Origin of the sequence: Aeromicrobium sp. (assembly GCF_050700635.1) — a bacterium.
Taxonomy (GTDB): domain Bacteria; phylum Actinomycetota; class Actinomycetes; order Propionibacteriales; family Nocardioidaceae; genus Aeromicrobium.
Genome location: NZ_JBOHDT010000186.1, coordinates 23,396 through 32,088, shown reverse-complemented (window position 1 = coordinate 32,088; position 8,693 = coordinate 23,396). Strand labels below are relative to the sequence as shown.

The window sequence follows — 8,693 nt, the reverse complement described above, 5'->3', positions numbered from 1 at the left end:
AGTTTGCAAGCAGGGGTTCGAGGTTCGAGTCCGCTCAGCTCCACCGCAGCGGGGTTCCGAGGGAGCGTCTCCGCGGGTCCGGGATGGGCTTCGCGTGACGAATCACACGTTGGCTCGTTGGATTCGCAGCGGCATTCCTCACCTCTTCTCGGGAGAACCCCATGACTCGTCGAACTCGTCTGGCCGTCGCGGCCATTGCCTCGATCGGCATGCTCGGCCTGGCGCCCGCCGTCACCGCCGGCACGGCCCAGGCCGAGGACTCTGCCTTCGCTCCTCGGCTGGTGATGGTGGACACCCCCACTCGTGCGGACAAGGGCCGCCTGCAGCGGCTCGGACTCGACCTCACCGAGCATGCCGGTCACGACTACGTCGAGGTCGTGCTGCACAACGCGGCGGATCTCGACGCGCTGCGCGACGCAGGTTTCAGCTACGACGTACGGATCGCCGACCTGACCCGCCGCGAGGCGGAGAACAACGCCGCGAACAAGGCCTACGCCGCCTCCACGGCGGAGTCGCCGCTGCCGTCGGGCCGCGACACCTACCGCACCCTGGCCGACTACAACGACGACATCGCCAAACTCGCAGCCGACCGGCCGAGCATCGCGAAGCAGATCGAGCTGCCGAACAAGTCCCTCGACGGGAAGACCGTCCACGGGATCGAGATCGGTCGCGACGTCCAGTCCGCCGAGGACGGCCGCCCCACGTTCGTGCTGCTCGGGGTGCACCACGCACGCGAGTGGCCGTCCGGCGAGCTGGCAATGGAGTTCGCCACCGACCTGGTGAAGAACTACGGGTCCGATGCTCGGATCACCGGGCTGCTCGACAAGTCCCGGGTGGTCGTCGTACCCGTCGTGAACGTCGACGGCTTCGATCTGTCCCGCACCGACGGAGGACTGGTCGACCTGCGCGAGGCCGACGACGGCGGTACCGCCTCGATCATCGGTACTCCGGGCAACGCCTACAAGCGCAAGAACTGCCGCATCGTCGACGGCCAGGACACCCCGGACGGCACCTGCCGCGTCGGCTCGGCAACCAGCCCGGGTGGCTTCGGCACCGGCATCGACCTGAACCGAAACTATGGTGGCTTCTGGGGCGGACCGGGTGCCTCGGATGTCTTCGCCGACCCGACGTACCGCGGTGCCGGACCATTCTCCGAGCCCGAGAGCCAGAACGTCCGCGAGCTGGTCAGCGGCCGTCAGGTCACCACGCTGATCTCGAACCACACATTCTCCAACCTGGTGCTGCGGCCCAACGGCGTACACCCCGACACCATCGGCCACGACGGCCTGCCCGTCGGCAACGCCCCCGACGAGGAAGGCCTCAAGGCACTCGGCGCGGAGATGACCGCTGCCAACGGCTACGCCAACATCCACGGCTGGGAGCTCTACGACACCACCGGAACCACGGAGGACTGGTCCTACAACGCGACCGGTGGCTTCGGCTACACCTTCGAGATCGGGCCCGACGAGTTCCACCCGCCGTTCCCCAAGGTGATCGACGAGTACCTCGGCGCGGGTGCGCACGCCGGCCAAGGCAACCGCGAGGCCTACCTCGACGCGCTCACGAACACTGTTGACCGCACGAACCACGCCGTCATCGCGGGCAAGGCACCCAAGGGAGCCACGCTCCGGCTGCGCAAGGAGTTCTCGACGCCCACTTGGGAGAGCTCGTTCACGGACAAGCTCAACACCTCGATGAAGGTGGGTTCCAGCGGCAAGTACAACTGGCACGTCAACCAGTCCACGCGCCCCGTGGTGCAGGACAAGCTCGTCGAGATCACCGAGGACGAGCCGGTGCGTTCAGAGACCTACCAGGGTGGACCGACCACCATCGGGCAGAGCGTGGACCACGACTTCAAGGTCACCGAGTCCGGGATCGACCTCCTCAGGGTCGACCTCGACTGGCCGTCGCCGGACGACATGGACCTCGAGGTCTACAAGAAGAACGCGGACGGGTCGCTGACCAAGGTCGGCTCCTCCGGCAACTTCGTCGGCGAGAAGGAGTCGGCCGAGATCGCCGCTCCGGCGCCTGGTGACTACGTGCTGCGGGTGATCAACTTCGCCTCCACCACACCGACCTACACCCTCAAGGCGACCCTGTTCGACTCGACCACCGTCAGCTCCGAGACGGTTCCCGGCCTGATCGAGAACTGGACGCTGACCTGCGAGCAGAACGGCAAGGTGCTGCAGACGGAGCCGGTCGTGGTCGGTCGCGGTGAGCAGGCCAAGGTCGACCTGTCCACCTGCATCAGCCGGTCCCGCTGACCTGACGGTCAAGCAAGACTGAGCTACGACCACCGACGAGGTGGGCGGCTGCCGAGGCGTCCGATGAGTCCGGCCAGGGTCGCGAATGCGGCGACGACCAGAAAGAGCGCCGCGATGATGAGCGCGCCCATCCAGAGAGCTAGCGTCTCGGCGATTCCGAGCGCCACGGCGACGAGCAGCAGGACGAGGCCGTGGAGAAAGAGCCGCTTGGCTGAACCGAGCATCCGCTCGGAAGCGTCCACCAGGGGTTCGCCGGTGCGGGCGATTGATACTGGGACCTCTGTCTGTGCCGTCATGATTCTTGTTCCCCCCAAGACGGTTTCATGTCTTCATCCTCTCCGACGATCGCTGAACCCACCCTGAATGCATTCTGTTCCCAGATGCGTTTCGACACACTTCTGATAAGAGCGGTCGCCGTAGGTCTCAGGACCGGTCGGCGTCGTAGCCGACCGAGACCTTCTTCGGGACGCACATCCGCCAGGCATCCACGACGAGCTCCTCCAGCTCATCGAGGTCGATCTCGGCGAGACGCAACCGCACCCACTGATAGCGCAGGTCGGAATCGACGGGCATGAGGAACGTGGTGGGGTTCGCGGCAACGAGCGCCTCCCGCTCCTCGCGCGGGAAGCCGAACCCGAGGTACGACTCGTCTGGTGAGACGGACGCGAACACGATGCTGCCGACGCGGAACTTCACGTGGTCGCGCACCATCGTCTCGTAGGCGCGCGGCAGACCGAGCGCGATACGACGGACGTCGTCGAGCCCGGCGGCCAACGTCAGGCCGTCGTGCCCGTCGTGCCGCCAGTGGGGCCGGCCGGCGGAGCGGTCGGCTCGGAGGAGTCGTCGTCGCTCCTGACCTTGGCGGCGGCCTTCGAGCCGGCCGTGGACGCGGCGTCGGCAACCTTGGTGCCGGCCGCGGAGGCCGCGTGCTTGGCCGCCTCCTCGGCCTCGTGGACGCCGTGCTGGACGGGCTCGGAGTTCCAGAGCTTCTCCGACTGGCGCTTGATCTGCTCGAAGCGTTCTCGGCCGGCCTTGGTTCCGAGAACGTAACCCGCCGCGGCGGCGCCGATCAGCAACAACTTCATCACGAGAACCACTCCCTGGGTGCCATTTGGTGTCTGCCTTCGATCCTCACGCAGATCCCCGGCAGTGTCACGTCGAAAGCTACCCGGTGAAGAGGACCGCCGTCTTGACCAGGATCTGGTAGACGCCATACACGAGCGGGATGCCGACGATCAGCCACGCCGCGACCACCAACGGGGTGCGCACGAAGGCAGAGTCGATGGAACCATCGTCGGTGTACGAGTACGACGCCGACCTGGACGCGCCGGGCTCCTCGGACTCCTCCTCGTGGAAGCGGTCCGAGACATGGGTGATCATCAGGTTGGCGACGAACCCGACCACCAGGATGCCGACCATCGTCAGCAAAGCGGGCCGGTAGGCGTCCGCGGTGAGCTCGCCGGGCTTGCCGGCAGAGTCCAGGAAGCCGTTGATGATCAACGGCCCGGCGATACCCGCTGCGGCCCAAGCGGTGAGCAGGCGTCCGTGGATCGCACCGACCTGATAGGTGCCGAACAGATCCTTGAGGTATGCGGGCACCGTCGCGAAGCCACCGCCGTAGAAGGAGATGATGATCCCGGCCAGCAGGATGAACAGGCCGGTCGAGGTGTCGCCGACCAGCGCCAGCATCAGGTAGCAGATGATCCCGATGCCGAGGTAGCCCATGTAGTTGCGCTTGCGGCCGATGTAGTCGGAGGTGGACGACCAGATGAAACGTCCGGCCATGTTCGTCATCGACAGCAGCCCGACGAAGCCTGCAGCGGCCGCCGGGGCGACGCTGGACTGACCGGCGGTGCGGAAGAAGTCCTGGATCATCGGCGCGGCCTGCTCGAGGATCCCGATGCCCGCCGTGACGTTGCAGAACAGCACGATCCACAACAGCCAGAACTGTGGCGTCTTGGTCGCGTTCTTTGCCGAGATGCTCTCGGTGGTGACGAGCTTCTTCTCCTTGACATCGGCGGGGTCGAAGCCCTCCGGCGCCCATCCCTCGGGTGGGACGCGAACCAGCCAGGCGCCGAACAGCATCACGACGAGGTAGACGATGCCGAGCGTCACGAACAGGCCGACGACAGCCGAACCGTCGGCGACCGAGGTGGCGTCGCTCGGGTCGAAGCCGTCGTCGAAGACGCCGAGCAGGCGGGAGGAGACCGGGCTGGCGATGAGCGCGCCGCCGCCGAAGCCCATGATCGCCATGCCGGTGGCGAGACCCGGCCGATCGGGGAACCACTTGATCAACGTGGACACCGGCGAGATGTAGCCGATGCCGAGCCCGATGCCGCCGATGACGCCATAGCCGAGGTAGAGCAGCCACAGCTGGCCGGTGGCGATGCCGACCGCACCGACCAGGAAGCCGGCCGACCAGCACAGCGCGGCGGCCACCATCGCGCGCCGGGGCCCACCCTCGTCGACCCAGGTGCCGAAGACGGCGGCCGAGATCCCGAGCATCACGATGGCGATCGAGAACACGAAACCGATCGCGGTGAGGCTGGTGTCGAAGTGCGCGACGAGCGACGTCTTGTACACGCTGGTCGCGTACGCCTGGCCGATGCACAGGTGGATGGCGAGCGCCGCGGGCGGGATCAGCCAGCGGCTGAACCCGGGTGGTGCGACGGTGCGTTCGCGCTCGAGCAGAGACATGCGGATGACCCCCGGGGAGTAAGCGTCTGGAACCCGGCCCACTGTGCCGCAGTGCCGTTGCAAAACAGTTGCATGAAAGCACCGCTTCGAGAGACGAATGGTCGAGCGAGCCGTGAGCTGTCCCCATCAGTGGCACAGTGGCGGGCATGGCCGAGGTCAAGTGCTCCATTGCCGTGTCCGCCGACGGATTCGTCACGGGCGAGCCCCAGAGCCGCGAGGCTCCGTTCGGACATGCCGGTGAACGGCTGCACGAGTGGATGTTCGCCGACCCGGTCGACCCGCTCGACGCACCCATCATCGACGAGATCGTCGACGGGTTCGGCGCCTTCGTGATGGGCCGCCGGATGTTCGACAGCGGCTCGGGTCCCTGGGACACCTCCTGGACCGGTTTCTGGGGCGACGACCCGCCGTACCACGGGCCGGTGTTCGTCCTGACCCACCACGAGCGCGAGCCACTGCCGATGGAAGGCGGCACCACGTTCGTCTTCGTCACCGACGGCATCGAGTCGGCGCTCGAGCAGGCCCAAGAGGCCGCCGGTGGCAAGGACGTCTCCGTGACAGGCGGTGCAGACACCGTGAACCAGTTCCTCGCCGCCGGACTGCTCGACGAGCTGCACCTGCACGTCGTGCCGATCACCCTCGGTCACGGCCAGCGGATCTTCGACGGCGTCGGCGAGCTGCGGCTGGAAGCCGTGTCGGTCGTCGCCTCACCCACGGTGACGCACGTGCGCTACCGCCCGCAGCGCTAATCCGCGGCCTCGAGCACCTCGCGGAACCTCGCGGCGAATGCCGGCGGGTCGCCGGCATAGCCGAACTCGCCGCCCATGAAGCCGCCGTGGTGGCTGGGGAACACCGTCGCCCGCTGGCCCAAGGCCTCTGCGGTCGCCACCGCTGTGCGTCCGGTGAACACGCCCTTCGACTCCGTACCGACGGCGACCACCACTCGGGTGGGTGCGGCGTTCAGGGCGTCGACGTCGGGACGGTAGTCCGTGATGGGGTTTGAGACGGCGGACAGCAGTGGGTCGTCGCGGGAGCCGTCGTCGTCGGTCGGCATGCCGAACTGTGCGGGATCCGGCGCTGGCTGGTCGGCGTACTCGTCGGTGAACTCGCCCTGCCAGGACGACATCGCGATGAACGCGGCCATCCCGGCCCCCCAGCCCTTCTGGTCGTAGACGGCCTGGAAGCCTCGTTGCGCAGCGCGTGCCTGCTCGGCATCGGGGAGCATGTCGATCAGCGGCGGTTCGTGCGCCACCAACGTGGTCACGTCATCGGGGTGGGCGGTGACGAGCGCGAATGCGGTGACCGCCCCGCCGCTGCTCGCGAACATCTCCACGGGCCCGGCGTCGAGCGCGGCGATGACGGCGTGGACGTCCTTGGCCTGAAGCTCGGGGTCGTTGTCGGTCCGGTCGTCGCTTCGGGTGCTGCGGCCGAGGCCGCGCGGGTCGTACGTGACAACGGTGCGGTCGTCGAAGTACGTGGCGAGGGTGCTGAACCCGCTGGCGTCCATGGGCTGGCCGATCATCATCAGCGGTGGGCGACTGTCGGCCGGCGGCAGCGGTCCGCGGATGTCGTAGGCCACGGTGGCTCCAGGTACGTCCAGCGTGCGGTGCTCGGGATCGTTCATGGTGTCTCCTCGTCGACTGGGGCGCCACCGAGGCCGATCTCGTTGCCGTCGGGGTCGCGATAGGTGATCTTGCGGACGCCGTTGTCGTAGGTCTCACGCTCGGCCGGCTCGATCCCGCGCTCGGTGATGCCCGCGATGCGATCGTCGAGGTCGCCGACGAAGATCGTCTGCAGGGCGTGGCCGGCGTGCTCGGGCCGCTCCTCGATGTAGACGAAACGGTGCTCGGCGAGCTCCCACACCGCCTCGACCTCGTTGGGGAAGAAGCTGGGCTCACCGCCCAGCAGCTGTTCGTACCACGGCTGCGCTGTCCGGAGGTCGCTCACGTAGATGCCCGCGAACAGGTCGAGGTCCATGCTCGCGAATCTAGTTGAAGGTGGGGTCCGAGTGAGCCTCAGTCGGCGAGGGTGCCGGCGGGGAGCTCGAACCAACGGAGATGGTCGAAGTCGTCGGTGAGGTGCTCGATCACGGAACAGTCGGGCGCGGTGGCGCTCGCCATGATCTGGCGGGCGGCGGTCATGTAGTCGGCGAGAACGGACACCGGAGCGGTGGTGTCGTGGTGTTCATAGGTCATGGCGCCGGTGTCGTCGTACGACACGTCTGCGAGACGCACCGGTGGCTCGACGGTGCCCCCTCGGTGGTGCCACAGGCCCGTTGCGGGCTCGAAGCGGTAGTCGCCGAGCAGCCGCCATCCCTCGCGGGCGACGAGGCGAACGGCCTCGACGATGTAGTCGAAGACCTCCTCGTCGATGAAGTAGTTGAAGTTCACCCGCACCCATCCGGGCTTGATGCCCTCGCATCCGGTGGCGATCTGGCGCTCGAACGCGTGGCTGCGGTCGATGTCGATGCCGAGCAACCGGTGGCCGTACGGGCCGGCGCAGGAGCAGCCGCCACGCGTCTGGATGCCGAAGAGGTCGTTGAGCAGGGCCACCACGAAGTTGTGGTGCAGGTAGTCGCCGCTGGGTGCACGGACGACGAACGACACGATCGAGAGGCGCCGTGCCTCGAGGTTGCCGAGGATCTCGATGGTCGGCTCCTCCCGCCATGCGGCCACGGCACGGCGTAGCAGGTCGCTCTCGTGCGCCTCGATCATCTCGACGCCGACCGCCTCCTTGAGCTGGAAGACCAACCCTGCCCGGATCGACTCGACGATGGCGGGAGTGCCACCCTCCTCGCGGTGCTCGGGTTCGGTGAGGTATCGGTGCTCGGTGGGGTTGACGTACATGACCGTCCCGCCACCGGGCACGTCCGGGACGCGGTTGGTGAGGAGCTCGCGGCGCACGACGAGGACACCGGGCGTCCCGGGGCCGCCGATGAACTTGTGCGGTGACAGGAAGATCGCGTCCTTGTACGCCAATGGGTCGACACCTGCGGGCGCCGTCATGTTGATCCCGACGTACGGCGCACAGGCGGCGAAGTCCCAGAACGACAGGGCGCCGTGGCTGTGCAGCAGGGTGGCGATGCCGAAGGTGTCGGAGACGATGCCGGTCACGTTGCTGGCGGCCGAGAACGATCCGATCTTGAGCGGCCGATCGGCGTACTGCTCGAGCTCGGTGACGAGCTGGGCCTGGTCGATGTGCCCGTCGGCGTCCTCGTGGATCGTGACCACGTCGGCGATCGACTCGCGCCAGGGCAGCTCGTTGGAGTGGTGCTCGAACGGTCCGGTGAAGACGACAGGGCGTTCAGCAGGCGGGATGCGCGACATCAGGTCGTAGCGGTCGTCGAGCCCGGCCGGGATCCGTAGCCCGAGGATGCCGATCAACCGGTCGATGGCGCCCGTGCTACCGGAGCCGGCGAAGATCACGGCGGTGGACTCGTCGCCGCGGACGTGGTGACGAATGAGTCGGCGGGCATCCTCGCGGAGCCGAGTGGTCTGGAGCCCGGTGCCACTGGCCTCGGTGTGGGTGTTGGCGTAGCGGGGGAGCACCTCGTGACGGATGAAGTCCTCGATGAACCCGAGACCTCGCCCCGAGGCCGTGTAGTCGGCGTACGTCACGCGGCGCGGCCCGTAGGGGCCAGGCATCACCTGGTCGTCCCCGATGACGGCCGCACGGATCCGTTCCAGCAGCGGCGAGCTCTCGGGGATGCTCATGCTGCCACTTTAGTTGGGG

Annotated in this window: 9 protein-coding genes; 2 read left to right on the top strand and 7 right to left on the bottom strand. The window is 67.5% G+C overall.

All coding sequences use genetic code 11. The annotated features are described in order from the left end of the window. The first annotated feature begins 161 nt into the window (after window positions 1–161). Window positions 162–2,264, top strand: a complete 2,103-nt coding sequence (locus ACRDPN_RS14720; protein WP_431449402.1) for a M14 family zinc carboxypeptidase — start codon at window positions 162–164, stop codon at window positions 2,262–2,264. A 23-nt stretch (window positions 2,265–2,287) separates the two neighbouring features. On the opposite strand, the gene ACRDPN_RS14715 is transcribed toward ACRDPN_RS14720, so the two are convergent. The 4 genes from ACRDPN_RS14715 to ACRDPN_RS14700 all read right to left on the bottom strand — a co-directional run bounded on the left by ACRDPN_RS14715 (window position 2,288) and on the right by ACRDPN_RS14700 (window position 4,961). Then, entirely contained in the window at window positions 2,288–2,560 is a 273-nt protein-coding gene (locus ACRDPN_RS14715; RefSeq protein WP_431449400.1) for a phage holin family protein, read from the bottom strand. A gap of 127 nt (window positions 2,561–2,687) precedes the next feature. Continuing rightward, window positions 2,688–3,038 carry an MmcQ/YjbR family DNA-binding protein gene (locus ACRDPN_RS14710; protein WP_431449398.1) on the bottom strand — a complete coding sequence of 117 codons (351 nt, stop codon included), beginning with the start codon at window positions 3,036–3,038 and terminating at the stop codon, window positions 2,688–2,690. Between the two features lie 2 nt (window positions 3,039–3,040). After that, the gene (locus ACRDPN_RS14705; RefSeq protein ID WP_431449396.1) at window positions 3,041–3,349 is read right to left on the bottom strand and encodes a hypothetical protein; all 309 of its coding nucleotides are present in this window, start codon (window positions 3,347–3,349) and stop codon (window positions 3,041–3,043) included. A 79-nt stretch (window positions 3,350–3,428) separates the two neighbouring features. Continuing rightward, window positions 3,429–4,961 (bottom strand): OFA family MFS transporter, encoded by a 1,533-nt coding sequence (locus ACRDPN_RS14700; RefSeq protein ID WP_431449394.1) that lies wholly within the window; start codon window positions 4,959–4,961, stop codon window positions 3,429–3,431. A 146-nt stretch (window positions 4,962–5,107) separates the two neighbouring features. On the opposite strand from ACRDPN_RS14700, the gene ACRDPN_RS14695 reads away from it, so the two are divergent. Then, on the top strand, window positions 5,108–5,710 hold the full coding sequence (locus ACRDPN_RS14695; RefSeq protein WP_431449392.1) for a dihydrofolate reductase family protein: 603 nt from the start codon (window positions 5,108–5,110) through the stop codon (window positions 5,708–5,710). On the opposite strand, the gene ACRDPN_RS14690 is transcribed toward ACRDPN_RS14695, so the two are convergent. Genes ACRDPN_RS14690 through ACRDPN_RS14680 form a run of 3 tightly spaced genes read right to left on the bottom strand, consistent with a single transcriptional unit; the run spans window position 5,707 to window position 8,674 of the window. Then, window positions 5,707–6,585, bottom strand: coding sequence for an alpha/beta fold hydrolase (locus ACRDPN_RS14690; RefSeq protein ID WP_431449390.1), 879 nt, complete (start codon window positions 6,583–6,585; stop codon window positions 5,707–5,709). The two genes, ACRDPN_RS14695 and ACRDPN_RS14690, sit on opposite strands and share 4 nt — an antisense overlap. Further along, window positions 6,582–6,938, bottom strand: a complete 357-nt coding sequence (locus ACRDPN_RS14685) for a VOC family protein (RefSeq protein WP_431449388.1) — start codon at window positions 6,936–6,938, stop codon at window positions 6,582–6,584. Before ACRDPN_RS14685 ends, ACRDPN_RS14690 begins: the two co-directional genes overlap by 4 nt. 38 nt (window positions 6,939–6,976) lie before the next feature. Beyond that, window positions 6,977–8,674 carry an aminotransferase class V-fold PLP-dependent enzyme gene (locus ACRDPN_RS14680; protein WP_431449386.1) on the bottom strand — a complete coding sequence of 566 codons (1,698 nt, stop codon included), beginning with the start codon at window positions 8,672–8,674 and terminating at the stop codon, window positions 6,977–6,979. Window positions 8,675–8,693: the final 19 nt, after the last annotated feature.